The 24737-nt window shown below is 62.9% G+C and carries 24 protein-coding genes, 1 tRNA gene, 3 pseudogenes and 1 riboswitch; of the genes and pseudogenes, 20 read left to right on the top strand and 8 right to left on the bottom strand.

Translation table 11 applies throughout. From position 1 onward, the window contains the following. Positions 1-46 precede the first annotated feature (46 nt). The 7 genes from X735_RS145645 (at position 47) to X735_RS145675 (ending at position 8308) form a co-directional block, all read left to right on the top strand. Positions 47-1717 (top strand): ribonuclease J, encoded by a 1671-nt coding sequence (locus X735_RS145645; protein WP_023812377.1) that lies wholly within the window; start codon positions 47-49, stop codon positions 1715-1717. Positions 1718-1826: 109 nt separating this feature from the next. After that, positions 1827-2231, top strand: a complete 405-nt coding sequence (gene mce, locus X735_RS145650) for a methylmalonyl-CoA epimerase (protein WP_023812376.1) — start codon at positions 1827-1829, stop codon at positions 2229-2231. Further along, a complete protein-coding gene (locus X735_RS145655) occupies positions 2228-2512 on the top strand; it encodes a DUF1467 family protein (protein ID WP_023812375.1) in 285 nt (94 codons plus the stop codon). The genes mce and X735_RS145655 overlap by 4 nt, the downstream gene beginning before the upstream one ends. Positions 2513-3165: 653 nt before the next feature. Beyond that, complete coding sequence (proS, locus tag X735_RS145660; RefSeq protein WP_023812374.1) at positions 3166-4494, top strand: proline--tRNA ligase; 1329 nt, start codon at positions 3166-3168, stop codon at positions 4492-4494. Further along, positions 4491-5777: a lipoprotein-releasing ABC transporter permease subunit gene (locus X735_RS145665; RefSeq protein WP_023812373.1), complete on the top strand. Its 1287-nt coding sequence runs from the start codon at positions 4491-4493 to the stop codon at positions 5775-5777. The genes proS and X735_RS145665 overlap by 4 nt, the downstream gene beginning before the upstream one ends. Next, positions 5729-6457: an ABC transporter ATP-binding protein gene (locus X735_RS145670; protein WP_196815336.1), complete on the top strand. Its 729-nt coding sequence runs from the start codon at positions 5729-5731 to the stop codon at positions 6455-6457. The genes X735_RS145665 and X735_RS145670 overlap by 49 nt, the downstream gene beginning before the upstream one ends. Positions 6458-7057: 600 nt before the next feature. Further along, on the top strand, positions 7058-8308 hold the full coding sequence (locus X735_RS145675) for a site-2 protease family protein (protein ID WP_023812371.1): 1251 nt from the start codon (positions 7058-7060) through the stop codon (positions 8306-8308). Positions 8309-8329: 21 nt separating this feature from the next. Here X735_RS145675 and lipB read toward each other — a convergent pair whose 3' ends face one another. Continuing rightward, positions 8330-9073, bottom strand: coding sequence for a lipoyl(octanoyl) transferase LipB (gene lipB, locus X735_RS145680; RefSeq protein WP_023812370.1), 744 nt, complete (start codon positions 9071-9073; stop codon positions 8330-8332). 235 nt (positions 9074-9308) lie between these two features. Between lipB and X735_RS145685 the strand changes: the two genes are divergently transcribed. The 3 genes and pseudogenes from X735_RS145685 to X735_RS145695 form a co-directional block, all read left to right on the top strand. Next, positions 9309-9393: transfer RNA gene (locus X735_RS145685), tRNA-Leu, on the top strand. Positions 9394-9584: 191 nt separating this feature from the next. Then, positions 9585-11003 carry a magnesium transporter gene (gene mgtE / locus X735_RS145690; RefSeq protein WP_023812369.1) on the top strand — a complete coding sequence of 473 codons (1419 nt, stop codon included), beginning with the start codon at positions 9585-9587 and terminating at the stop codon, positions 11001-11003. 157 nt (positions 11004-11160) lie between these two features. After that, positions 11161-11439 (top strand): annotated as a pseudogene (locus tag X735_RS145695) (MerR family DNA-binding transcriptional regulator); the annotation flags it as partial. Between the two features lie 264 nt (positions 11440-11703). On the opposite strand, the gene X735_RS145700 reads toward X735_RS145695, so the two are convergent. Then, positions 11704-12180 (bottom strand): isoprenylcysteine carboxylmethyltransferase family protein, encoded by a 477-nt coding sequence (locus tag X735_RS145700; protein WP_023812367.1) that lies wholly within the window; start codon positions 12178-12180, stop codon positions 11704-11706. Then, positions 12177-13175 (bottom strand): DUF1624 domain-containing protein, encoded by a 999-nt coding sequence (locus X735_RS145705; RefSeq protein WP_023812366.1) that lies wholly within the window; start codon positions 13173-13175, stop codon positions 12177-12179. The genes X735_RS145700 and X735_RS145705 overlap by 4 nt, the downstream gene beginning before the upstream one ends. Before the next feature lie 223 nt (positions 13176-13398). Between X735_RS145705 and X735_RS01000000166050 the strand changes: the two are divergent. The 5 genes and pseudogenes from X735_RS01000000166050 to cobO all read left to right on the top strand — a co-directional run bounded on the left by X735_RS01000000166050 (position 13399) and on the right by cobO (position 17008). Beyond that, positions 13399-14596: pseudogene (locus X735_RS01000000166050) on the top strand (MFS transporter). A gap of 65 nt (positions 14597-14661) precedes the next feature. Further along, positions 14662-14859, top strand: a riboswitch (cobalamin riboswitch). 35 nt (positions 14860-14894) lie between these two features. Continuing rightward, a complete protein-coding gene (locus X735_RS145710; RefSeq protein WP_013531117.1) occupies positions 14895-15074 on the top strand; it encodes a CbtB domain-containing protein in 180 nt (59 codons plus the stop codon). Positions 15075-15089: 15 nt separating this feature from the next. After that, positions 15090-15884, top strand: a complete 795-nt coding sequence (locus tag X735_RS145715) for a CbtA family protein (protein WP_023812365.1) — start codon at positions 15090-15092, stop codon at positions 15882-15884. Further along, on the top strand, positions 15877-16392 hold the full coding sequence (gene cobU, locus X735_RS145720) for a bifunctional adenosylcobinamide kinase/adenosylcobinamide-phosphate guanylyltransferase (RefSeq protein ID WP_023812364.1): 516 nt from the start codon (positions 15877-15879) through the stop codon (positions 16390-16392). Before X735_RS145715 ends, cobU begins: the two co-directional genes overlap by 8 nt. Position 16393: 1 nt before the next feature. After that, positions 16394-17008, top strand: coding sequence for a cob(I)yrinic acid a,c-diamide adenosyltransferase (gene cobO / locus X735_RS145725; RefSeq protein WP_023812363.1), 615 nt, complete (start codon positions 16394-16396; stop codon positions 17006-17008). A gap of 271 nt (positions 17009-17279) precedes the next feature. Here the strand turns inward: cobO and cbiB are convergent, their stop codons facing one another. Beyond that, positions 17280-18248, bottom strand: coding sequence for an adenosylcobinamide-phosphate synthase CbiB (cbiB, locus tag X735_RS145730; protein WP_023812362.1), 969 nt, complete (start codon positions 18246-18248; stop codon positions 17280-17282). On the opposite strand from cbiB, the gene cobD reads away from it, so the two are divergent. Then, positions 18247-19296 carry a threonine-phosphate decarboxylase CobD gene (gene cobD / locus X735_RS145735; protein ID WP_023812361.1) on the top strand — a complete coding sequence of 350 codons (1050 nt, stop codon included), beginning with the start codon at positions 18247-18249 and terminating at the stop codon, positions 19294-19296. The two genes, cbiB and cobD, sit on opposite strands and share 2 nt — an antisense overlap. Beyond that, on the top strand, positions 19293-19802 hold the full coding sequence (locus X735_RS145740) for a tyrosine phosphatase family protein (protein WP_023812360.1): 510 nt from the start codon (positions 19293-19295) through the stop codon (positions 19800-19802). The genes cobD and X735_RS145740 overlap by 4 nt, the downstream gene beginning before the upstream one ends. Positions 19803-19836: 34 nt before the next feature. On the opposite strand, the pseudogene X735_RS1000000167770 reads toward X735_RS145740, so the two are convergent. From X735_RS1000000167770 to X735_RS145760, 4 genes and pseudogenes are all read right to left on the bottom strand, one after another. Beyond that, positions 19837-20121: pseudogene (locus tag X735_RS1000000167770) on the bottom strand (type II toxin-antitoxin system RelE/ParE family toxin); the annotation flags it as partial. Beyond that, a complete protein-coding gene (locus X735_RS145750; RefSeq protein WP_023812358.1) occupies positions 20121-20375 on the bottom strand; it encodes a type II toxin-antitoxin system ParD family antitoxin in 255 nt (84 codons plus the stop codon). The gene X735_RS145750 and the pseudogene X735_RS1000000167770, both read right to left, overlap by 1 nt. A 168-nt stretch (positions 20376-20543) precedes the next feature. After that, a complete protein-coding gene (locus X735_RS145755) occupies positions 20544-21347 on the bottom strand; it encodes a creatininase family protein (RefSeq protein ID WP_023812357.1) in 804 nt (267 codons plus the stop codon). A 54-nt stretch (positions 21348-21401) separates the two neighbouring features. After that, complete coding sequence (locus tag X735_RS145760) at positions 21402-21785, bottom strand: RidA family protein (RefSeq protein WP_023812356.1); 384 nt, start codon at positions 21783-21785, stop codon at positions 21402-21404. Between the two features lie 265 nt (positions 21786-22050). Here X735_RS145760 and X735_RS145765 point away from each other — a divergent pair, with 265 nt between their 5' ends. From X735_RS145765 to X735_RS145775, 3 genes are read left to right on the top strand one after another with little or no spacing between them, the layout of a single operon-like run. After that, on the top strand, positions 22051-23055 hold the full coding sequence (locus X735_RS145765; RefSeq protein ID WP_023812355.1) for an ABC transporter substrate-binding protein: 1005 nt from the start codon (positions 22051-22053) through the stop codon (positions 23053-23055). Between the two features lie 12 nt (positions 23056-23067). Continuing rightward, a complete protein-coding gene (locus tag X735_RS145770) occupies positions 23068-23895 on the top strand; it encodes an ABC transporter ATP-binding protein (protein ID WP_023812354.1) in 828 nt (275 codons plus the stop codon). Further along, positions 23882-24733, top strand: a complete 852-nt coding sequence (locus X735_RS145775; protein WP_023812353.1) for an ABC transporter permease — start codon at positions 23882-23884, stop codon at positions 24731-24733. The genes X735_RS145770 and X735_RS145775 overlap by 14 nt, the downstream gene beginning before the upstream one ends. The last annotated feature ends 4 nt before the right edge of the window (positions 24734-24737 follow it).

The raw sequence follows: 24737 nt of genomic DNA, 5'->3' as shown, positions 1-24737 counted from the left end.
GGAATTGCTTTTTGGGCTTGGCCTGAGGGCCAGGAAGGGAAAAATCATGGCGAAAGCGGAAACCGCCGAACTCGTCTTCGTGCCGCTCGGCGGCGTCGGCGAGATCGGCATGAACTTCGCTCTTTACGGCTACGGGCCGCCCAATGCGCGCGAATGGATCGTCATCGATGTCGGGGTGACCTTCCCTGATGCCAGCCTGCCGGGCGTCGACCTTGTGCTGCCCGACACGCGCTTCATCGAGGAGAACCTCGCCAATCTGCGTGGCATCATCATCACGCACGCGCATGAAGACCATTACGGCGCGCTGCTCGACACATGGCCGAAGCTGAAGGCACCGGTCTGGATGACGCCGTTCAGCGCCGGCCTGCTGGAAGCCAAGCGGCAAGGCGAGCAGGGCGCGCCGAAAATACCGGTGACGATCTACCGGGCGGGCGAAAAATTCACCGTCGGCCCGTTCGAGATCGAAGCCATTCCTGTCGCGCACTCGATTCCCGAGCCGATGTCGCTGGCGATCACCTCGCCGGTCGGCACTGTCATCCATACCGGTGACTGGAAGATCGATCCGGAACCGACCATCGGGCCGAAGACCGACGAGGCGCGTTTCCGGGCTTATGGCGACAAGGGCGTTCTGGCGCTGATCTGCGATTCGACCAATGCGCTGCGCGAAGGTGAGTCGCCTTCGGAAGTGGCTGTGGGCGAGGGCCTCAAGGGCGTCATCCAGGCGGCCAAGGGCCGTGTCGCCGTCACCACGTTTTCCTCCAATGTCGGACGCATCGTCTCCATTGCCAAGGCGGCGCGCGATGCCGGACGCCAGTGCCTGGTGCTTGGCCGTTCGCTGAAGCGGGTCATCGATGTGGCCGGCGAACTCGGCTACATGGACGGTCTGCCGGAGTTCATCGCCGAGGAGGATTTTGGTTTCATCCCGCGCGAAAACCTGGTCATCATCTGCACCGGCAGCCAGGGCGAGCCGTTGGCCGCACTGGCCAAGCTGTCGCGCGAAGAGATGAAGTCGGTGTCACTGACGGCAGGCGACACGGTGGTGTTTTCCTCGCGTACCATTCCCGGCAACGAGAAGGCGATCCTCGAGATCAAGAATCGTCTCATCGACCTCGGCGTCAAGATCATAGAGGACGGCGATGCACTGGTGCATGTCTCCGGCCATCCGCGGCGCAGCGAATTGCGCAAGATGTATGAATGGGTGCGCCCGCAGATCGGCGTTCCCGTGCATGGCGAGGCGGCACATCTGGTGGCGCAGGGCTCGCTGATGTCGACATCGGGCATCGGCCAGGTGGCGCAGGTGCGCGACGGCGACATGCTCAGGCTTGCTCCCGGCCCAGCCACCATCATGGATCAGGTGCCGTTCGGCCGTATCTACAAGGATGGCAGACTGATCGGCACCGATCAGGCGATGGGCATCCGTGACCGGCGCAAGCTGTCCTTTGCCGGCCATGTCGCGGTCAATGTCGTGCTCGACGACAAATATGAGCTTGCCGGCGATCCCGACCTGGTCGCCATCGGTGTCGCAGAGGCCGATGGCCGTGGCGAGTCGCTGGAAGATCTGATGATCGATGCGGCAATCGGCGCGGTGGACTCGATCCCCCGTCAGCGCCGAAAAGACCTCGACCTGGTGCAGGAAGCAGTGCGGCGCGCCGTGCGCGGCGCCGCCAACGAAGCCTGGGGCAAGAAGCCGCTGGTGACTGTATTCGTCACAAGGTGACGAAAGGGAGTAGGGGAATAGGGGAATAGGGGAATAGGAAGAGCAAGCAGCTGATATATCTGTCTTCCCCTACTCCCTTATTCCCCTACTCCCTTACCTGGGAGTGCCAATGCTCGGACGTCTCAACCATGTCGCGCTTGCCGTGCCGGATCTGGCGGCCGCCGTCGCCGCTTATCGCAACACGCTGGGTGCCGAAGTGACCGCGCCGCAGGCGCTGCCGGAGCATGGGGTGACGGTGGTGTTCGTCAATGTCGGCAACACCCAGATCGAACTTCTGGAGCCTTTGGGCGAAGAGTCGCCGATCGCCGCCTTCCTGGAGAAGAACCCCTCCGGCGGCATGCACCATCTTTGCTACGAGGTCGATGACATCCTGGCCGCGCGCGATCAGCTCAAGGCCGCCGGCGCCCGCGTGCTGGGCGACGGCAATCCGAAGATCGGCGCGCACGGCAAGCCGGTGCTGTTCCTGCATCCGAAGGATTTCTTCGGAACGCTGATCGAACTGGAGCAATCATGAGCTGGGTTTCGTTCACCGCCCTGTTTTTCGCGACCTGGTGGGTGGTGCTGTTCGCTGTGCTGCCGTTCAGCGTGAGGACGCAGGACGACGATCGTGACGTGACGCTTGGCACGGTTCCGAGCGCGCCGCGCGGACCTCACATGCTGCGCGCCGTGATCCGCACCACCATCGCCACCGCGATCCTGATGGGCATTTTCTATGGCCTGACGCATGGGCTGGGATACAGCCTCAACGACATCCCGCACATCGTGCCGGAATTCAGCCAAACCCCAGCCAAATAGCCGATCCCGGCCCAAGAAGATTTGTCCGGCAAAGACGTTTTCATCCGTCGGAACAGCTTGGTTCCAGACAGGAATGCCGTGCCGTTTTGCGGCCGGACGAGCGCTGACGCTAGGTAAGGTGGTTTGGCAACGCATTGCGCTAAGCAGATGATTGCACAAAAAAAATGCAAGGCACGAGGCCTTGCAATTTAAACGCGTCCGATCTGTTTCCGGTTTCCGGCGGCAGCGAGTAACCGCGCCTAGATCGCATCCTCCCAAGACTTTGACCGCGTAGGAGAGCAGATTTTTTTCTACCCTCTCGGTTATCGAGGTACATTAGCCTAAGGCGAATGAAAATGTCACGAAGAATTTTGCCTTGAAACGGGCATTCTCGTGCTGCACTGCACAATAGTGTGGCAGGCGTTGCTTGGCGAACGATCATCAAGACGCGCGCGGTGACCGGGAGGCCTTGCAGCGCCGTGGGTCTTCTAGGCGGGCGAAGGACGGTGCGACGCTTCTGATCCCGGCTATCCCGTGCTTTTTGAAAATCGATTGCCGCTTTCGGGCCGAAGCGTCCGGGTTCCCATTCCGCCTTGAAATGGCTATGAAGCCGGGTCAAGCAAGCCAAAGTCGCGCCGATTCTGACGCGGCCATCCTCACTCACGGACCAGTCCATGCGTTTGTCGCGCTATTTCCTGCCTATCCTCAAAGAAAATCCGCGCGAGGCCGAGATCGTCTCGCACCGGCTGATGCTGCGCGCCGGCATGATCCGCCAGCAGGGGCAGGGCAGTTTCTCGTGGCTGCCACTCGGCAAGCGAGTGCTGGACAAGGTCTGCCGCATTATTCGCGAGGAGCAGAATCGCGCCGGTGCGCTGGAAATCCTGATGCCGACCATCCAGTCGGCCGATCTGTGGCGCGAAAGCGGCCGCTATGACGACTACGGCAAGGAGATGCTGCGCATCAAGGACCGGCAGGACCGCGACATGCTCTACGGCCCGACCAATGAGGAAGTGGTCACCGAGATCGTCCGCGCCTATGTGAAGTCCTACAAGGACCTGCCGCTCAATCTCTACCACATCCAGTGGAAGTTCCGCGACGAAGTGCGGCCGCGCTTCGGCGTCATGCGTTCGCGCGAGTTCCTGATGAAGGACGCCTATTCTTTCGACCTCGACTTCGAGGGCGCCAGGACGGCCTACAACAGGATGTTCGTGTCCTATCTCCGGACTTTTACGCGCATGGGGCTGCAGGCAATACCGATGCGGGCCGACACCGGGCCGATCGGCGGCGATCTCAGCCATGAATTCATCATCCTGGCCGACACCGGCGAGAGCCAGGTCTATTGCCACCGCGACTATCTTTCGCTCGATGTGCCCGGAGAGAAGACCGACTTCGCCAATGCCGCCGAGATCGGCGATATCGTGAAGACTTGGACGACACCCTACGCGGCCACCGACGAGATGCATGACGAGGCGGCGTGGGAGAAGATCGGCGAGAGCGACAAGGTTTCGGCGCGCGGCATCGAGGTCGGCCACATCTTCCATTTCGGCGACAAATATTCGAAGCCCCTGGGCGCCAAGGTGACTGGGCCCGACGGCAAGGATCATTTCGTCTCCGGAGGCTCCTACGGCATCGGTCCGTCGCGGCTGGTCGCGGCGATCATCGAAGCCAGCCATGACGACAACGGCATCATCTGGCCGGAGGCGGTGGCGCCGTTCGACATCGGGCTGATCAACATGAAAGCGGGCGACGCCGAGTGCGACCGCGTCTGCGACGAGCTGCATGCCGCTTTCGTCGCCGCCGGCAAGGACGTGCTCTATGACGACACCGACCAGAGGCCCGGCGGCAAGTTCGCCACCGCCGACCTGATCGGCCTGCCCTGGCAAGTGATCGTCGGCCCGCGCGGTGTCGCCGCCGGCGAGATCGAGATCAAGAATCGCAAGACCGGCGAGCGCGAGACGCTGCCCACCGCAGACGCGAAAAAGCGCTTCGGTGCCGCCGCATGAGCGAGGCGGTGGCGGCAAGATCGGTCGGCGCCGGACCCTTTTCCATCTTCGAGCGCATGGTCGCCTGGCGCTATCTGCGTTCGCGGCGCAAGGAGACGGTGATCTCGGTGATCGCCTCGATCTCCTTCCTCGGCATCATGCTGGGCGTCGCCACGCTGATCGTGGTCATGGCGGTGATGAACGGTTTCAGGGCGGAGCTTTTGACGCGCATCCTCGGCGTCAACGGCCACCTGATCGTGCAGCCGCTCGATTCGCCGCTGGAGGACTATGCGCAGGTCGCCAGCCGCATCAACGGTGTAGCAGGCGTCAAATACGCGATCCCGCTGATCGATGGCCAGGTGCTTGCGCAAGGCAATGTCGGCGGCGGAACCGGAGCGCTGGTGCGCGGCATCCGCGGTGAGGATCTGAGCAAGATCGCCATCGTTGCCGGCAACATCAAGCAGGGCTCGATCGCCGATTTCGACTCCGGCGACGGCGTTGCCATCGGCAAGCGCATGGCCGAGAATCTCGGCCTGACGCTTGGCGATACCATCACCTTGATTTCGCCCGACGGCGACGTGACGCCGATCGGCACCACGCCGCGCATGAAGGGCTACAAGATCGCGGCGATCTTCGAAGTCGGCATGTCCGAATATGACACGTCCATCGTCTACATGCCGTTCTCGGAAGCGCAGCTTTATTTCAACATGGACGGGCGGGCGCAGACGATCGAGATCTATGTCGACAATCCCGACGATGTCGATGCGCTGAAACCGAAGGTGGAGGCGGCGGCGCAGCGGCCGATCGACATGGTCGACTGGCGCCAGCGCAACGAGACCTTCTTCTCCGCGCTGCAGGTCGAGCGCAACGTCATGTTCATGATCCTGACGCTGATCGTGCTGGTGGCGGCGCTGAACATCATCTCCGGCCTGATCATGCTGGTGAAGGACAAGGGCCACGACATCGCCATCCTGCGCACCATGGGAGCGTCGCGCGGCGCCATCCTGCGTATCTTCCTGATGACGGGCGCGGCGATCGGCGTGACCGGCACGCTTGCCGGTGTGCTGCTCGGCGTGCTGATCTGCACCAACATCGAATCCATCCGCCAGTTCTTCTCATGGATGACCGGCAAGGTGCTGTTCAATCCGGAGCTCTATTTCCTCAGCCAGTTGCCGGCGAAGATGGATCCGCGCGAGACGACCTATGTCGTCCTGATGGCGCTCGGCCTGTCCTTCCTGGCAACGGTGTTCCCGGCATGGCGGGCCGCGCGTCTCGATCCGGTCGAAGCCTTGAGGTACGAGTAGTGGCCGAGGTCATTATCGAGCTGAAGAGCGTCGAGCGGCACTATGTCCAGGGGCCGCGCAAGCTCACCATTCTCAATGGCGCTGATTTCGCGCTGAAGCGCGGCGAGATGGTGGCACTGGTGGCGCCGTCGGGCACCGGCAAGTCGACGCTGCTGCACACCGCTGGCCTGCTGGAGCGGCCCGACGCGGGTGACGTCATCCTCGCCGGCCGTGCCTGCGGACGGCTCTCCGACGACGAGCGCACGGCGATCCGCCGCAACGATGTCGGCTTCGTCTACCAGTTCCATCACCTGCTGCCGGAATTCTCGGCGCTGGAAAACATCATGATGCCGCAGCTCATCAAAGGGCTGAGCCGCAAGGACGCGGCCGAGCGCGCGGCGCAGCTGCTCGATTACATGCAGATCGGCAAGCGCGCGTCGCACCGGCCGTCCGAACTCTCCGGCGGCGAGCAGCAGCGCGTCGCCATTGCCCGCGCGGTTGCCAATGCGCCGCTGGTGCTGCTGGCGGACGAGCCGACCGGCAATCTCGATCCGGTCACCGCGTCTTATGTGTTCGAGGCGCTGGCGGCACTGGTCAAGCAATCGGGCCTCGCAGCGCTGATCGCCACCCACAATCACGAACTGGCATCGCGCATGGACCGGCGCGTCACCCTGGCCGACGGCAAAGTGGTGCCGCTTTAGTCTCCGATGTCGTCATCCTAGGGCGGAGCTCCGCGGAGCGGAGCGTAGACCCTAGGATCCATGCCGTTACTTTCGAGACAAATGCAGGGGTCGAGGATATGCGACCTTTATCAGAGCGATAATTCTGCACCGTAGCATCGCCCCAAGGTCACGGCATGGATCCTAGGGTCTGTGCGCGTCGCTCCGCTCCTTGCTCCGCCCTAGGATGACGAAGCAATGGGTGTATTGGCTAATCGCAAAGGCTGCGATCTCACCACGTAGCACCGTCCGACGCCCATCAACCTTTTCTTAACCCTGCCGATCTGATCGCCGCAAAAATCCGGATGCGGGCGGATCGTGCCCGTTGACTTTGAGACAAAACTAGAACAAAATGCGAACATATCAACAACAGGAGAGAGTTATGACCGATCTGGTTCAGGATGTCATCTCACTGGTTTGCATGAGCACGTTCCTTGTTTCCATGGCGATCTGGATCGGAGCCATGTGATTTGGCGGCGTTCGCCGTCGCTGTTCCTGCACGGTCGAAGGCCGTTCCGCCGTTAAGCTTTTCTTGCCGTCGCGGCGTTAGGGTGCGCCGGCAAGACAGGGAGCAACGTCCAGGTGTCGCCCATCGTCACGGCCATTCTGGTGGCCAGCAATCTCGGGCTGATCTTTTTGTTGATGACCGTGCCGCTTGGTTTGCGCACGGTCCGGCTGACCCGTCTGGTGGCAATGGATCGTCAGCGCCTCTGGCAGGCGCTGTGGCCGCTCGGCAGCGATGCCGGCTGGTCCGGTGAGATCCTTTCCGCCGAGGCGCCGGACGGCGAGGGCGTGGCCCGCATCACGCTGTCGTGGGAAGGTCGCGACGGCAAGCCGATCGAACGCAAGTCGCGGTTTGAGGACGTCGTCGAAGGTATCAGCTTCTCGATGCGTGTCATTGAGGACACCGCGCTCGATGCTTCGTTCTGGAAGGACTTTTCCGAAACCGCCGAACTCGTTTCCGAAGGCACCAGCACGCGGGTGACGCTCAGCCAGACCGATCGCTATCGCGGCGTCGCCTTCCTGGTGTTCCGCTATTTCGCCCTGTGCCGCGAACTCTCCAAGCTGCAGCGCTGGGCGCGGACCGGGGAGTATCGCAAGGGCGGTTGGTTCGAGCATCCGTTGAGCCAGGTCGGTTTCGCCGGGCTTTCGGCGCTGATCCTGTGGCCATTCTTCGGCCTTCACTTCGGCGGCCTGGCACTGGCCGCGATCCTCACATCGGTGGTCGCCCTGCATGAGCTTGGCCATATGGCGGCGTTTCGGCTTATGGGCCACAACCGGGCACGGATGATATTCATTCCGCTGCTCGGCGGCATCGCCATTGGCGGGCGGCCCTATGACAGCCGTTTCGAGGTGGCCTTCGTGGCGCTGATGGGCGCCGGCTTCTCCGCATTCCTGGTGCCGGTTGTGATCGCTGCCAGCACCTTTGCCGGCGCGGAAGGTCACCGGCTGGCGGCGGCCCTGCTGGCGACCCTGGCCGGCTTTGCCGCACTGTTCAACATCGCCAATCTGGTGCCGGTGTGGAAATTCGACGGCGGTCAGGTGCTGCGCCAGATCTGTCCGGGGCCGGTCGCGCTGGCGCTGGCTTCCTTCTTCCTGCTCTCGGCTTTCCTGGCCGTGGGTTGGCAGGCCGGCTTTTCCTCCAACTTCCTGCTCGCGACGGGAGCGGTGTTTTCGATCCTCAGCCTGCTGACGATGAGCAGCGGAATAAAGCCGCGTCACGAGCTGAAGCCGATCCGCACCATCGACCGCTTCGCCATGGCGGCAGCGTTGCTGGCGGTATTCGACATTCATGGATACGGCGTCTTGTGGGCCTCCGCTCAGCTAATTTGAGCCGTACCGGATCAGCAGAAATCAACCAGCCTTGCGCTCGGCTTCGACAGACAAGACCGTGGCGGGACCGAACACATCCTCGAAGGCGGATTTCAGCGCCAGGTCAAGATCGGCCATGGTCAGGGGAAGGCCGAGGTCGACGAGGCTGGTGACGCCGTGGTCCTGCACGCCGCAAGGCACGATGCCGCTGAAATGGTCGAGATCGGGCTCGACATTGATGGCGATGCCGTGAAAACTCACCCAGCGCCGCAGCCGAATGCCTATGGCCGCGATCTTGTCCTCCGCCGGCGAGCCGTCCGGCAGGGCAGGGCGATTCGGCCGCACGACCCAGACGCCGACCCGGTCCTCGCGGCGTTCGCCATGCACATTGAAGGCGGCGAGCGTGCCGATGATCCACTGTTCGAGCGCCGCGACGAAGGCGCGGACGTCCTCGCGCCGCCGCTTCAGATCAAGCATGACATAGGCGACCCGCTGGCCCGGCCCATGATAGGTGTATTCGCCGCCGCGTCCCGCCGAAAACACCGGGAAGCGGTCGGCGTCGATCAGATCCTCGCCGCGGGCGCTGGTGCCGGCCGTGTAGAGCGGCGGGTGTTCGACCAGCCAGACCATCTCGCCGGCGGCCCCGCTGCGGATCGCCTCGGCGCGCGCCTCCATGAAGGCAAGTGCTTCGGGATAGGCGGTAAGGCCGGGCTCGATCAGCCATTCGACCGGTGCTGAACCGGGGAGCGGCAGGAACGACGTGGCGATCTGGCTGCGTTCGGGCATGGCGTATCGTCTTTTCGCTTATGCATGTCGCGTCCCAAAACCGCGCCGCACCTTTGGGTGACATCAACCTGCCTTCCATATGGCGACATTAGGCGCAAACGTCCAGTTCCGGGGCTGCATTCGAGCCCTGTGGAGCATTATGCCAATCGCCTGACATTATTGCTTGCCGTGCACTTGTTTCGCCGGAAACGATTTGCTACACGCCGCGAGCCGGTCGGTTCCGGCTCTACCACGTGCGGTCGTGGCGGAATTGGTAGACGCGCAGCGTTGAGGTCGCTGTGGGGCAACCCGTGGAAGTTCGAGTCTTCTCGACCGCACCATTCTCTTCCCAGAGTCCGATTTGTACCGGTCTCGCCCGCTGCGGGCCGGGCGCATTTCGTTTGATATTCCCGCACTTTACGCCACTTTCTTTCTGAGCATCGGATTCTCCCAAAACCGGTTTCCCCTTTTGGGTCCGATGCTCTAGACCTGATTTGCACCTTTTCCGGGATTCTTGTGGCGGGAGGCGCTGGTGGAAGGCGAGCACGAACGGACGACCGGCGCCAGGGCCGCCGAGGACAACCACGCCGATATCTATGGCGAGGACGGCGCCGTGCTTTCGTCCTTCCTTGCGCGGATTGGCGCGGCGATCGCCGACCGCGACACGCTGACCCTCAAGCATGAAGTCGACGACCTGCACCAGTCGGAACTCGGCGACCTGCTCGAGGCGCTGCATCCCGAACAGCGCCGCGCGCTGGTCGAACTCCTGGGCGCCGATTTCGACTTCTCCTCGCTGACGGAGGTCGACGAGGCGATCCGTATGGAGATCGTCGACAATCTGCCCAATGCGCAGATCGCGCAGGCGGTGCAGGAGCTCGATTCAGACGACGCCGTCTACATTCTTGAGGATCTCGACCAGGAAGACCAGGACGAGATCCTGTCGCAACTGCCGTTCACCGAGCGGATCAGGCTGCGCCGCTCGCTTGATTATCCCGAAGAGACGGCCGGCCGCCGCATGCAGACCGAGTTCGTCGCGGTTCCGCCGTTCTGGACGATCGGCCAGACCATCGACTACATGCGCGAAGACAACAACCTGCCCGAGCGCTTCAGCCAGATCTTCGTCATCGATCCGAGCTTCAAGCTGCTCGGCGCCATCGACCTCGACCAGATCCTGCGCACCAAGCGTTCGGTCAAGGTCGAGGAAGTGATGCACGAGACGCGGCACGCCATTCCGGCCACCATGGACCAGGAAGAGGCGGCGCGGGAATTCGAGCAGTACGATCTTTTGTCGGCCGCAGTCGTCGACGAGAACGAACGGCTGGTTGGCGTTCTGACCATCGACGATGTCGTCGACGTCATCCAGCAGGAGGCCGAGGAAGATTTGATGCGCATGGGCGGCGTCGGCGACGAAGAGCTTTCCGACAGCATCTTTTCGACCTCGCGATCACGCGTTCCGTGGTTGCTGATCAACCTTCTGACCGCGTTCCTGGCGGCGTCGGTGATCAGCCTGTTCGACCGCACGATCGAACATATCGTCGCACTGGCGGTGCTGATGCCGATCGTCGCCGGCATGGGCGGCAATGCCGGCTCGCAAACCATGACCGTCACCGTGCGGGCGTTGGCGACCAGGGATCTCGACATCTACAATGCCGGCCGCATCATTCGCCGCGAGATGGGTGTCGGCTTCATCAACGGCATCGTCTTCGCCATCCTGATCGGCATCGTTGCGGCAGCCTGGTTCCGTGACCCCAATCTGGGCGGCATCATCGCGGCGGCGATGATCATCAACATGTTCGTGGCCGCCCTGGCCGGCATCCTGATTCCGCTGCTGCTCGATCGTTTCAAGATCGATCCGGCGGTCGCTTCGGCGGTCTTCGTCACCACGGTTACCGACGTCGTCGGTTTCTTTGCATTTCTCGGCATTGCCACGTGGTGGTTCGGTGTGCCCTGAAGGCACGCCTTTTGGCTTAATTGACTTTTACGTAAATGCCGTGCGAGGCTTGCGCGGGGCGCCATGTCGATTCCGGCATGGCATGGGTTTTGGTTCGGGACATAAGGGTGACGCCGGCATGGCGATCGCCCCTTGGTTTCGGCGTGCGGGAGTGGCAATGCGAGAATATTATTCGATCACCGAGTTGACCCGTGAGTTCGATGTGTCGACGCGGACGCTGCGCTTTTACGAGGACGAAGGGCTGGTGCAGCCGGTGCGGCGTGGCCGCACGCGGCTGTTTCGCCCCTCCGACCGCCACCTCATCCGTCAGATCATGCGCGGCAAGAGGCTTGGTTTCTCGATCAACGAAATCCGCGAAATCATCCAGATGTACAGGGAGCCGCCCGGCGAAGTCGGCCAGCTCAACCTGATGATCAAGCGCATCGAGGAAAAGCGCGAGGATNCCTGAGCGGACTGGATTCTATCGCGCGTTAGCGTTCGGAATGAGCGGAAACGTCTATTCCTTCTGCAATGCACCGCGACGGCGCAGAACTTTGCTCCGCTGCACTCCTAGACCGAGGTCACGGCATGGATCCTAGGGTCTCCGCGACGGAGCTGCGCTCCTGCTTCGCCCTAGGATGACGAAGTTCGCAAGACTTAGGCTAATCGCCGAAGTGTGCACCTGTCAAAACCTCTCCGCGATGGAAACCGGAGCGCCAGCTCAAATCCAGCGGCGCACGCGTTTCGCGTAGTCGCGGTATTTCTTGCCGAATTTTGCCGCCAGCATCTTTTCCTCGCCTTCGATCGCCATTTTTTGCGTGGCATAGGCGGCGATGAAGGCGAGCGGCAGGAACCACACGATGCCCGAGACAAAGGCGACGCCGATCAACAGCAGGGTGTTGGCCAGATACATCGGATTGCGGGTGATGCCGAAGGGACCCGTGGTGACCAGGTGATCGGGCACAGCGTTCGGGTTCAGCGTGGTCTTGGCGCGGACCATGGTGCGGATCGCGGTGACCCAGAGCGCTGCAACGGCAAGCAGCACCACCCAGCCGGCGGCGAAAAGAATGTCGCCCAGGAGGTCACCGATCCAGGGCAGGGGATAGAGCAGGCCCAGCGCGATGCTGATGGCGATGGCGGCGGTGTAGATCAGCGGCGGCCACGGTATGAGCCCCGGCTTCGGCTGGTTCTCGGTCATTTGACCCCTTCCTCCATCAACTTGCTGTCCGTCTTGGCGGTACACATGCCGGCGAGATCGGACAGATGCGTCTTCCATTCCGCAGTCTGGTCGTTGTTGTAGAGCCGATCAAGCGTCGCCTCGCCCTCGAGCGTATCGAGCATGCAGACACAGTAGCTCGTACAGAACTCGGTGTCGCGCGACTGCTCGCAGGACAGCTGGCAGGTTTTGAGGAAATTCACCTGCGGGGTTTCGACCTGCGCCGGCATGATCTGCGAGAACAGCCAGACGCAGCCGATCAGCAATGGCTGGTGGATCAGGTAGAACGCCAGGCTGTGCCGGCCGATAAAGACCAGCGGGTTGGCCCAGCGACCGGGCGCCAATTCGGCAAGCCGGGTAAGCACGCCTGAACCGGCGGCGAGTTTCGTCACCGCGATGCCCGCAAGCACGGCGCCGAACCATGGAAACAACGGAACGTAGTCGTTGGAGCGTGGATTGTTCGCCGACAGGCCTACCCACCACAGCCATGGGTGATCGAACGCCTCGAGGCGCAGATAGACAGGCGCCGCAATGACGAGCGCGGCGACGACAAGCGTCAGCAGTGCCGGCAGCCGCAGAAAGGCGAGGCCGAGCAGGCTGGCCAGCGCGATCTCGTGCAAAATGCCGAAGAAGATGAATCCATCCGGCGTGGCGATACGGGTGACGACCGATATCGCGATCGCGGCTCCGGCGACCATGGCGAACCGCTTCCAGAAGCCGTTCCAGCGGATTTGTCGGCCATGGGCGAGATACAGGCTGACGCCGACCAGGAACAGGAAGGTCGAAGCGATGCCGCGCGCGTAGATCTTCCACCAGCCGAAGGCGGTCAGGCCGGGATCGGTATAGCCGAAGAACTCCAGGTCCCAGGTGAAATGGTAGCTTGCCATGGCGATCAGCGCGGTGCCGCGCACGATGTCGATGGCGACGATGCGCTTTGGTCGATCCTGAACGGGTGCGGTCGGCGTTTGGATGCTCATGGTCTCGCATTCTGATTCAGCCCCGCTGGAGGACTATCACGGTTGCCCCGCACAAAAGAAGACCGGCAATCCTGCCGATAACGCCGGATCGGCCGCGGCATTGGGCCAGTGCCGGGAAGCCTTTGGCCGGCTTCGCTTTTGCCGGATGCACGTCGGTTTCCTCTTATTGGCACTGGGGTCGCCACGTCAGATTTCACCCGGTGAATCTGCTTCGGGGAAAGCAATGTCCACCCATGTGCGCCATCCGATCTGGCTGCCGGCTCTCAAGGCCGCGGACGCGCGCACCTTCGCGTCGCTCTATGCGGTTGAATCCTTCGCCCGCGCCACGGTGTCGAGCGTCATCCCGATCCAGGCCTACGAGATACTGCACAACGAGCAGATCGTGTCGATGCTCTACACAGTCGTGGCGATGCTCGGCCTGTCGGTGACATTGTTCATGCCGATGCTGATCCGCCGTTTTGCCCGCCGCTGGGTCTACACATCAGGCGCCTGCCTGCTGGCCGTCGGCTCGCTGTTCTTCATCACCGACACGCTCGCCGGGCAACTGGCCGGCATGCTGTGCCGGGTGATGGGCGCCAGCGCGCTGTCGATCACGCTCAACCTCTACATCATGGACCACATCCGCAAGACCGACTTCATGCAGGCCGAATCGCTGCGCATGGCGTGGTCGATGCTGGCCTGGACCGGTGGGCCGACGCTCGGCATCTTCCTCTACACGCGCTTCGGCATCTATGCCGCGCATGGTGCGGTCGCGGTGTTCGCGTTTGCCCTGCTGGCGCTGTTCTGGACCTACCGCCTCGGCGACAACCAGTCCATCCGTCCGGGCAAGACGCGCCCTGTCAATCCGCTCGCCAATATCGGCCGTTTCGTCGCGCAGCCCAGGCTCAGACTGGCCTGGCTGATTGCCTTCGGCCGCTCCTGCTTCTGGACGACGTTCTTCGTCTATGGGCCGCTGTTCATGGTCATCACGGGCGAGGGCAAGCTGGCCGGTGGCCTGCTGGTTTCGGCCGGCAACGCGCTGTTGTTCATGGCGATTTTCTGGGGCAAGGCAGGAAAGCGCTTTGGTGGCCGCGGAACCATGACATTTGCCTATTTCGCCATGTCAGCCGCGCTGCTGGCGGCGGGCTTCGTCGGCGAAACCGTGCCGTTGCTTACCGGCGCCTTCCTGCTCTGTGGTGCCTTCTTCACCATTGCGCTCGACGCCCTCGGCTCGACCGCCTTCATGCGCTCGGTGCGCTCCTATGAAAGATCTCAGATGGCAGCGGTCTACCGCACCTATCGACTTTTCCGAGTTGACGCCGCCGCTGGTCTATTCGGTGGCGCTGGCCTTCTTCGGCCTGGGCTCGGTGTTCGTCACGCTCGGCCTGCTGGCGGCGGTCTGCGGCTTTGTGACGTGGCGCTATCTGCCGAAATCACTTTGACCTTCATGGCGCATTCGCAATGGTCACCGGCGGAATTTGGTTTGCCGGAAGCGAGGATTCTGCCTATAGTCACCGGTGTCGCCGGTTCCATTTTGGAGCCAAGAGGGAATGCGGTGAGGGCGAATTTCGCCCAATGCCGTGGCTGCCCCCGCAACTGTGTGCGGTAGTCCTCTCCATAAACCACTGAGGATTTTTTCTTCGGGAAGGTGGGGAAGGACGCTGATCCGTGAGCCAGGAGACCTGCCGGCGACAGGAAACTGACTTCGATGCCCTCGGGTGGAGGGCGAAAGGACAAGACATGACTACCGCTTCCGTCTCCCTCGGCGCCTCCGTCTCCTCGCAGTCGCGCTTCATGCAGCTCGCGCTTGCCGCGCTGCTCGGCATTTTCGTGATGGGCTTTGTCGGCTTCTCGCATATCGATGCCGTCCATAATGCGGCTCACGACTATCGCCATTCGATGGCGTTTCCCTGCCACTGACGAGGGGCTGACATCATGAATCTGTTTCGCAACGTCGTGTTCATCGCGGCGATCGCAGGGCTCGTGGCCGGCGTCGTCCTCGCCTGCCTGCAGGCCTATGCCACCGTGCCGCTGATCCTGAAGGCGGAAGTTTACGAACAGGCGGGCGGCGGGCATCACCATGACCATGGCGCTCCGGCCGCAACGGATAGCAATGCCATGAGCACAACTGCTCCGGCGGGAGATGCGATGAGCTCTGCTGCCCCGGCTGCGGCGGAAGCCGCTCCGGCAGACGAAGGTTGGGCGCCGGCAGAGGGTTTCGAGCGTTTCGCCTTCAGCGTGCTTGCCAATATCGTCACCGGCATCGGCTTCGCCTTGATCCTGGTCGCGGTCTCCGAATTCGCCGGCGGCATCGGTGGCTGGCGCCAGGGCGTGTTCTGGGGCCTTGCCGGCTTTGCCGTGTTCACGCTGGCGCCGGGCCTCGGCCTGCCGCCGGAACTGCCGGCCATGCCGGCCGCCGATCTCACCCAGCGGCAGATTTGGTGGTGGGCAACGGTGGCGGCAACCACTGCCGGTCTCGGCCTGATCGCGTTCCGCAAGTCGCTGCCGCTGGCGATCCTTGCCGTCCTTTTGATCGTCGCACCGCATGTTGTCGGTGCACCGCAGCCCGACAGTTACGGGACGGCGATTCCGGAAGGGCTGCATCACCAGTTCGTGGTGGCGGTGACCGTGACCAATCTGGTGTTCTGGCTGGTGCTCGGCGCGGTCGTCGGTGTGGTGCGTGGCCGCTTCACCGGCACCGCGACCAGCCTGCGCGACAGCTTTGCCTGATCGCAAGACACTGACCTTCCTCATCGGCGGCGCGCGCTCCGGCAAGAGCGCGCACGCCGAAATTTTGGCGACCGCCTTGCCGCCGCCCTGGACCTATGTCGCCACGGCGCAAGCCTGGGATGACGAGATGCATGAACGCATCGCGTTGCACCGATCGCGGCGTGGCGAAGGCTGGACGACCATCGACGCACCGCTCGATCTCGCCGGCGCGCTCGGGGCCTTGCCCGACAGCCAGCCTGTGCTTGTCGACTGCCTGACGCTGTGGCTGACCAATCATATGCTGGCCGATCACGATCTCGAGCTTGAATGCCGTCGGTTGGCGGACGTGCTGTCGCGGCCGCGCGGGCCATGGTTCGTGGTGTCTAATGAAGTCGGCCAGGGTATCGTGCCGGACAATGCACTGGCGCGCCGCTTTCGCGATGCCGCCGGCCGGCTCAACCAGCAGGTCGCCGCTGTCGCCAATACGGTGCTGCTGATGGTGGCGGGGCTGCCGCTCAAGGTGAAATGACATGACCGACATCGACGATAAGGGCGAAGAACGCCACCGCGCCAAGATGGCCAAGCGCAAGGCGGTGCAGGATGCCGAGGTGGCGAGCAAGACGGTCGAGAAGGGCTTGCTCATCGTCAACACCGGACCGGGCAAGGGAAAGACCACAGCTGCCTTCGGCCTGGCGCTGCGCATGCTCGGCTACGGCAAGCGCGTCGGCGTCGTCCAGTTCATCAAGGGCAAGTGGCACACCGGCGAGAAGGATGCTTTCGCCGCCTTCGGCGACCGCGTCGTCTGGCACGCGATGGGCGAGGGGTTCACCTGGGAGACGCAGGACCTGAAGCGCGACATCGCAGCCGCCGAAGCCGCGTGGGTCAAGGTGCTCGAACTGATGGCCGATCCGTCGATCAGCCTGCTGGTGCTCGACGAACTGAACATTGCGCTGCGCTACGACTATCTCGACCTCGACAAAGTGGTTGCGGCGCTGAAGGCGCGACGCGAGGACCTGCATGTCGTCGTCACCGGCCGCAATGCCAAGCCGGCGCTGATCGAGGCGGCCGACCTCGTCACCGAAATGGGCGTGACCAAGCACCATTTTTCCGCGGGCGTGAAGGCCCAGCAGGGGATCGAGTTCTGAGGCTTCTTACCCCCTTTGAAGGCAGGGCTATCGCATATGGATTCTTGCGAAGAGGGACCCCCACCCTAACCCTCCCCACAAGGGGGAGGGAACGCTGCCGCGTGCCTTTAATTCTTCTTTGGCGCCGAAAAGACAGGCGATTCGCTTGGGTCGGCGCCAGCGGAAGTCTCCCTCGCCCTTGTGGGGAGGGGCTAGGGGTGGGGGTCCGTGCCGGGCAGACATCTCAGGAATTCCATATGCGATAGCCCTGCCCACAAGGGGGAGCGTGAGATCACGTCACGATGACAACGACCGAAACCAACCCGAACAGGGCGATCAGCAGATAGTCGGCAACGCGATAGAGTTTCAGCGCCTGCCTGATGTCGAGGCTGTCGGCTTCGCGCCGCCCACCTTCGCCCATGAAGACGTCGTCGACCAGTACGCCGCCGTAGCTGCGCGGCCCGGCGAGCGACAGGCCGAGCGCGCCGGCCATCGCCGCTTCCGGCCAGCCGGCATTGGGTGAGCGATGTTTTTTCGCGTCGCGCAATACCGCATGCCAGGCATTTTTCGCATCAGCGCCTTTGACGAGGAACGCCGCCAGCACGATCAGCAGCGCCGTCAGCCGCGACGCCGGCAGATTGATCCAGTCGTCGAAGCGCGCCGCTGCCCAGCCGAACGCCTCGTGGCGCGGGGTGCGGTGGCCGATCATCGAATCGGCGGTGTTGGCGGCCTTGTAGGCGGCGCCGCCGGCCAGGCCGCCGACGCCGGTCCAGAAGGCGGGGGCGACGATGCCGTCAGAGAAATTCTCGGCCAGGCTCTCGATCGCCGCGCGGCAGACGCCGGCCCTGTCGAGCGTTTCAGGGTCGCGGCCGACGATCCGCGAAACGGCAACGCGGCCCAAAGCCAGGCCGCCGGTGTCGAGCGCGTCAGCCACCGCCTCGACATGCTCATAGAGGCTCTTTTGCGACAGAAGCGACGTTGCCAGAAGGGCCGTGATGACGAGGCCCATGGGAACAAACCAGAACAGGATCTGCACGCCCAGGCCAATTATCGCCGGCACCAGCACGATGACCAGCAGCGCCTGGACACCACGCTTGCGACGCAGCGCGTCGGGATCAGTGGCGCGGTTGAGCCTGTGGTCGAGAAAGGATATCAGCCTGCCGAACCACGTCACCGGATGGCCGATGGCGCGAAACAGCCAATCGGGGTAACCGAGGGCGAATTCGACGGCCAATGACAGGAAAGCGATCAGGACTGACATGAAGCTTCTTAATGGGGCGGTTGTGGACCATGGTGGAAGTCTTGGCCGCGCGAGGGGGCTTTTTCCCAACGCCCTGCTGCCATTCGTCGACCTCTCGACCGGTATCAATCCGCACTCCTACCCGCTTTTCGACCTGCCCGCCACCTCGCTGTCGCGGTTGCCGGAAGCCGCGCGCACGCGTGAGCTGACAGAGATCGCTGCCAGTGCCTATGGGGCGCCGTCGCCAGCCAACATCGTGGCGGCACCGGGCACGCAGATCCTGTTGCCGCGCGTCGCCTCGCTGATTACCCCCGGAAGGGCGCTGGTGCTGGGTCCGACCTACGCCGAACATGCCCGCGCAGCAGTGATCGCCGGGCACGCGGTGACCGAGGTCGGCGATTTCGCTGACCTGGCGGACGCCGACCTTGCCATCATCGTCAATCCGAACAATCCGGATGGACGTGTCATCGAGCGCGACCGGTTGCTGGCTCTGGCTGCCGGATTGCGCGCCAAGGGCGGGCTGCTGGTTGTCGACGAGGCGTTCATGGATGTTGGGCCGCGCGAGCATAGCCTCTGCGGCGATGTCGGCCAGGGCGGTATCGTCGTCCTGCGTTCGTTCGGCAAGTTCTTCGGCCTGGCCGGGCTGCGGCTCGGGTTTGCACTTTCCGATGTAGCGACGGTCGAACGGCTTGAGACGCAATTCGGGCCATGGGCCGTCGCCGGCCCGGCGCTGGAATACGGCATCCGCGCGCTTGCCGACATCGACTGGCAGGACGCGATGCGATCATCTCTTGCCGGCGCATCGGCGCGGCTCGACGCGCTGTTGGCCCGCTTCGGCGTACCCGTAGCGGGCGGCACCACATTGTATCGTTTCCTCAGTTTGACCAATGCCGCCGATTTGTTTGCCGCGCTCGGCGAGCGCGGCATCCTGCTTCGCCATTTTGCCGATCGGCCTGACGTTCTGCGCGCCGGCCTGCCGGGAAGTGAGGAGGAATGGCAGCGGCTCGAGACCGCTCTTGCCGAATGGGCGTCGCGGCGCGAGGATCAATCGAAGGGTTCGGAACAATGATCCATGTCTGTTCGCTGGCAAAGATCGAGGAAACGGTGGCCAGGACCGGCGCCGACCGCATGCTGTCGCTGCTTGCCGCCGGAACGGAGGTGGTCCGTCCGGCGTCGATCGCCCGAGAAAACCATCTGCATCTGGTCATGCATGACATCGCGGCGGCGCAGGACGGCATGACCATGCCGGGCGAGGAGCATGTCCGTAACCTGCTCGATTTCGCGCGCCGCTGGGACCGGGCAAGGCCGATGCTCGTGCATTGCTATGCCGGCATCAGCCGCTCGACCGCCTCCGCCTACATCATTGCGGCGGCATTGGCGCCGAAACGCGATGAGGCCGAACTGGCTCAGACATTGCGGACGCTGTCGCCATCGGCGACACCCAATCCGCGGCTGATTGCGGTGGCCGATGCGCTGCTTGATCGCAACGGCCGCATGATCGAGGCAATCGAATCGATCGGGCGCGGTGCGGATGCCTTTGAAGGCACGCCCTTTGCGCTGAGGATCGACAGCTAGCTGCCCCATGTCGTTGTTCGATTATCGAGTGGCCTTCATTCGCCCAATCTTCATGCCCGTGGCGTACCCGGACAATGAACACGTCGTCGTCGGCTTCGATCCGGTAGACGACAAGATGGGCTTTGAAGGGATGGATACGCATCGGTGGCCTCAATTCAAGCCGCTCTCGCGCTATTCGGGGACTGGCAGCGATCAGGTCAAAGATCGTGAACAACTCGTCATGATACTGTCTGGCCTGCACAGCGCCGAACAGGCGCACCCCTTGCTCGGCAATACCGACGATGTCCTCTTCCGCGGCTAAAGAAAGGCGAAATCCCACTACCTATTGCCGGATGGCTTTTCAGCGCGTTTAACCGCCTCCGTGAAAAGCGCGTCCCTGGATCGATTGCCGATGCCACTCTTCAAGCCATCATCGACAAAGCGCTGCATGGCGGCAATCTTGTCGTTGCGCTCCTGATCCCGACGGATCAAATCGCGCACATAATCGCTCGCGTTGGCGTAGCGGCCCGTTTCGGTTTGCGCCTCAACCCAATCTTTCATCGGATCGGGCAATGATACGTTCATCGTTGCCATACTGGCCTCCATATCCCGTCCAGTATGGCCCATTTGGCAAAGTTTGTCAAAATCTCTTGTGCGGAAATCTCTCTGTGCAAAAGCGTGATCGTCTGATCCGCCCTCCGTCGCCTGGTTTGTTCAAGAGGACAGCGTTTGCCTTTCGATGCCAGACCACTGGTTTGGAGGCTACGTCAACCAGTCCGCGAGCTTCGCCTTGCGGACATCCCGCAGCAGGCTGATGAAGCCGTCGGCCTGATATTCTGCCGTCAGCCGGCCTTTCTCCGCCGTCGCGATGCTGGCATCGCCGACGACGCCGTTCGGGTTGAGATCGCCAGCTATCCAGGCGAAGGCGTGGGTGCCGGTGTGGCGCAGCAGCGAGAATTCCTTCTCGGCCTTGGCGACATTGGAAACGAAATTGTCGGCCTTGGCCATGTCGACGAGGTCCGGCCGGAAATGCAGCATCAGCGAGGTCTCGACATCGCCGCCATGGATGCCGTGGCGGTCCTCGAGCTCGGTGTACATGCCGGACGGGCGGCCGAAGCGTTGCCAGCTGGTCTTTACCGCCAGCATCTTTTCACGCACGCGCAGTTCGCGCGTGACAATGCCCATGATCTCTTCGTTGCCGCCATGCGAATTGACCACGATCAGCTTGCGCACCCCGGCGCGCGCGATCGACAGGCCAAGCTCGGTCCAGGCTTCTATCAGCGTGGTTGCCGGCAGAGTGAGGGTGCCCGGCGCGTGCAGATGTTCGTTCGACTTGCCCACTGCCTGGACCGGCAGGATGCGGATGTCGAGATCGTCGGGCAGGCGCGAAATAACCGTGTCGAGCATGCCGTTCATGATCGAAGTGTCGGTAGAGACCGGCAGATGTGGCCCATGCTGCTCGATCGCCGCCACCGGCAGCACGGCGATCGTCGCCTCCGGATCGATCGAGGCGTATTCGGTGGTCCGGTAGTCGCCCCACCACACACGTCTTTTGGGTACGGTCATGTCATGCCTCTTCAATGGTCCGGCAGACCTAGCGCGGCAAGCGCGGTCTGTCGATCACCCGGCCGCGATGGCCTCGACCTCGACCTTGAATTCGGGGCGGGCAAAGCCGGAAACGATCATCAGCGTCGAGGCCGGCGCGGGGCTGGAAAACAGCCGGTCGCGGACATCCATATAGGGCCGCAGATGCGCGCGATCGGTGACATAGGTGTTGATGCGCACGATATCCCTCAGACCCAGGCCGGCTTCGCCGAGAATCGCCGCGATGTTTTGAAAGCAGAGTTCGGCCTGCGCGCCGGCGTCTTCGGGAATCTGGTCGTCCGCGGTGATGGCGACCTGACCCGAGCACAGCACCAGCCGCTTGCCAGCCGGCACCTCGACGCCGTGGCTGTAGCGGGCAAAGGGCGGCTTGATCGACTTCGGGGTGAGGAATCTGAACATGGCAATCTCCTGGATGCCGTCAGCCTAAAGCCGGACCCACTACACCTTCAAGATGGCGGTGCATGTTGCCCGGGCGATTATGGACAGCCGTTCAAAAAATAGGCACGATGCCTTCCGTACAGCATGACCCGTCCGCGCTTGGCATGGCAACGTCTTTCAAGCGGGCGGCCCCGGCGCCAGACGCCGGTGGCATGTGTCTTGCTTCTTGAATCTTTGGTGTCGAGCCTGGCGCGTGGCGCGCCGGAGCAAACAGAGGGTGGTGTCGATGTACGGAAAACAGAAGATCTCGGTGGCGATTGTGGCCCTGCTTGCAGCCAGCACGCTGGGTGCTGCTGCGAATGAGAAAGTCACCTTCGGCACCAACTGGTTGGCCGAGCCGGAGCATGGCGGATATTACCAGTCCGTGGCGGACGGCACCTATGCCGCCTGCGGCCTCGACGTCACCATTATGCAGGGCGGTCCGCAGGTCAGCGGCCGGCCGATGCTGCTGGCCGGCAAGATCGATTTCTACATGGGCGGCAATCTGCTGTCGGCTTTCGATGCCGTGCAGCAAGGCATTCCGATGCGGGTGGTGGCGGCGGATTTCCAGAAGGACCCGCAGGTCATGATGTCCCATCCCGGCGAAGGGCTCGACAAATGGGAGGACCTGAAGAACGCCGACCAGTACATATTGGGTGACGAGGGCGTGCAGACCTTCTTCCAGTGGATGGTCATCGAACTCGGCTTCGATGCCTCCAAGCGCGCGCCCTACACCTACAACACCGCTCCCTTCCTCGCCAACAAGAAGTCGATCCAGCAGGGCTACGTCACCTCCGAGCCGTTCGCGGTCAAGAAGGAAGGCGGCTTCGTGCCGAACCAGTTCCTGCTCGCCGACTATGGCTGGGATACCTACTCGACGACGATCGAGGTGATGCAGGACACGATCGACAAGAAGCCGGAGGTGGTCCAGTGCTTCGTCGATGGCTCCGCCAAGGGCTGGTACAAATATCTCTACGGCAACAACAAGGCCGCCAACGACTTGATCAAGAAAGACAATCCCGACATGAGCGACGAGCAGATCGCGTTCTCGATCGAGCAGATGAAGAAGTTCGGCCTGGCCGATTCCGGCGACACCGAAAAGCTCGGCATCGGCGCCATGACCGACGAGCGGATCAAGAGTTTCTACGACAAGATGGTCAAGGCCAAGGTCACGCCAGCCGGCATCGACATCAAGAAGGCCTACACGCTGACCTTCATCAACAAGGGCGTCGGGCTCGAGCTGAAGAAATAGGCCGGTCCCGGCATGATAAGGGAAAAAGTGGCGCCAGCGCCGGCTGTGTCGGGTACGGCCCCGACGCTTCTGGCGCTGCGCGGCGTCGGCAAGGTATTTTCCAACGGCGTGACGGCGCTCAGCGACGTCGACCTGACCATCCGGGAAGGCGATTTCCTCAGCCTGCTTGGGCCGTCGGGGTGCGGCAAGTCGACGGCGCTGCGGCTGATCGCCGGCCTGTCGACGCCGACCTCCGGCGTGCTCGACTGGCGCGGCGGCGGCTCGCTTGACCGTTCGAACATCGGCTTCGTCTTCCAGGAGCCGACGCTGCTGCCCTGGGCCAATGTTTTCGACAATGTCTGGCTGCCGCTTCGGCTGAAAGGCATTTCGCGCGCCAAGGCGACACCGGCGATCACGGAGATGCTGGCGCGGGTGCACCTGACCGGTTTCGAAGACGCGGTGCCGCGCGAACTGTCCGGCGGCATGAAGATGCGCGTCTCGATCGCGCGGGCCATGGTGACCAAACCGCGCGTGCTGCTGATGGACGAACCGTTCGCGGCACTCGACGAGATCACCCGCTTCAAGCTCAACAACGATCTCCTGGAACTGTGGCAGGACGAACGCTTCACCGTCGTTTTCGTCACCCACAGCGTCTTTGAAAGCGTGTTCCTCTCCAACCGCGTCGTCGTCATGGCGGCGCGGCCGGGCAGGGTGTTCGACGAACTCGCCATCGAGGCCACCTATCCGCGCGACGAGGCGTTTCGCACCTCGCCCGACTACGCGGCACTGTGCCGTCAGGCCTCCGATGTGCTGGTCAAGGCCATCAATTCAACAGCAGGCGCGCATCATGACGGCCATTGACGAGCGTGTGCTCAAACTCGACCCCGAGGAAGCACGCCGCGTGCGCCAGGAGCGGTTCGAACGGATCGGCCGCTGGGTGCTGCCGCTGGCGATCATGATCCTGGCGATCTGGCTGTGGGATCGCATCTGCGTGTGGAACGCGATCCCGCAATACATCCTGCCGCGTCCCGGCGTGGTGCTGTGGACACTCTACAACGATGCCGGCCTGCTGTTTTCCTCGCTGCTGGTCACCTTGCGCATCACCTTCCTCAGCCTGGCTCTGGCCGTCATCGGCGGGGTCGGGCTGGCGGTGCTGTTCGCGCAGTCGAAATGGGTCGAGATGTCATTCTTCCCCTTCGCCATCGTGTTGCAGGTGACGCCGATCGTGGCGATTTTCCCGCTGATCAACATCTATGTGAACGACCAGACGACCAAGCTTCTGCTGTGCGCCTGGATCGTCGCCTTCTTTCCGATCCTGTCCAATACCACGCTTGGCCTCAACTCCGTCGACCGCAATCTGCGCGATATGTTCAAGCTCAACGGCGCGACGCGTTGGCAGCAGTTGCGCTATCTCAGGCTGCCGGCGGCGATGCCCTATTTCCTCGGCGGATTGAAGATCGCCGGCGGCCTGTCGCTGATCGGCGCCGTGGTGGCCGAATTCGTCGCCGGCACCACCGGCCAGTCCTCTGGCCTTGCCTCGCGCATCATCGAGGCCGGTTACCGGCTCAACGCGCCGCGGCTGTTCGCGGCGCTGTTCCTGATCTCGCTGACCGGCATTTTGATCTTCCTCGTGCTGTCGCTGATTTCGCATCTCATTTTGCGGCGCTGGCACGAAAGCGCACTGAAGCAGGAGCGCTAGGCCC

This window comes from Mesorhizobium sp. L2C084A000, assembly GCF_000502875.1.
GTDB lineage: Bacteria > Pseudomonadota > Alphaproteobacteria > Rhizobiales > Rhizobiaceae > Mesorhizobium.
The sequence above is the reverse complement of the archived record's forward strand: the minus strand, read 5'-3'. Positions and strand labels throughout refer to the sequence as shown.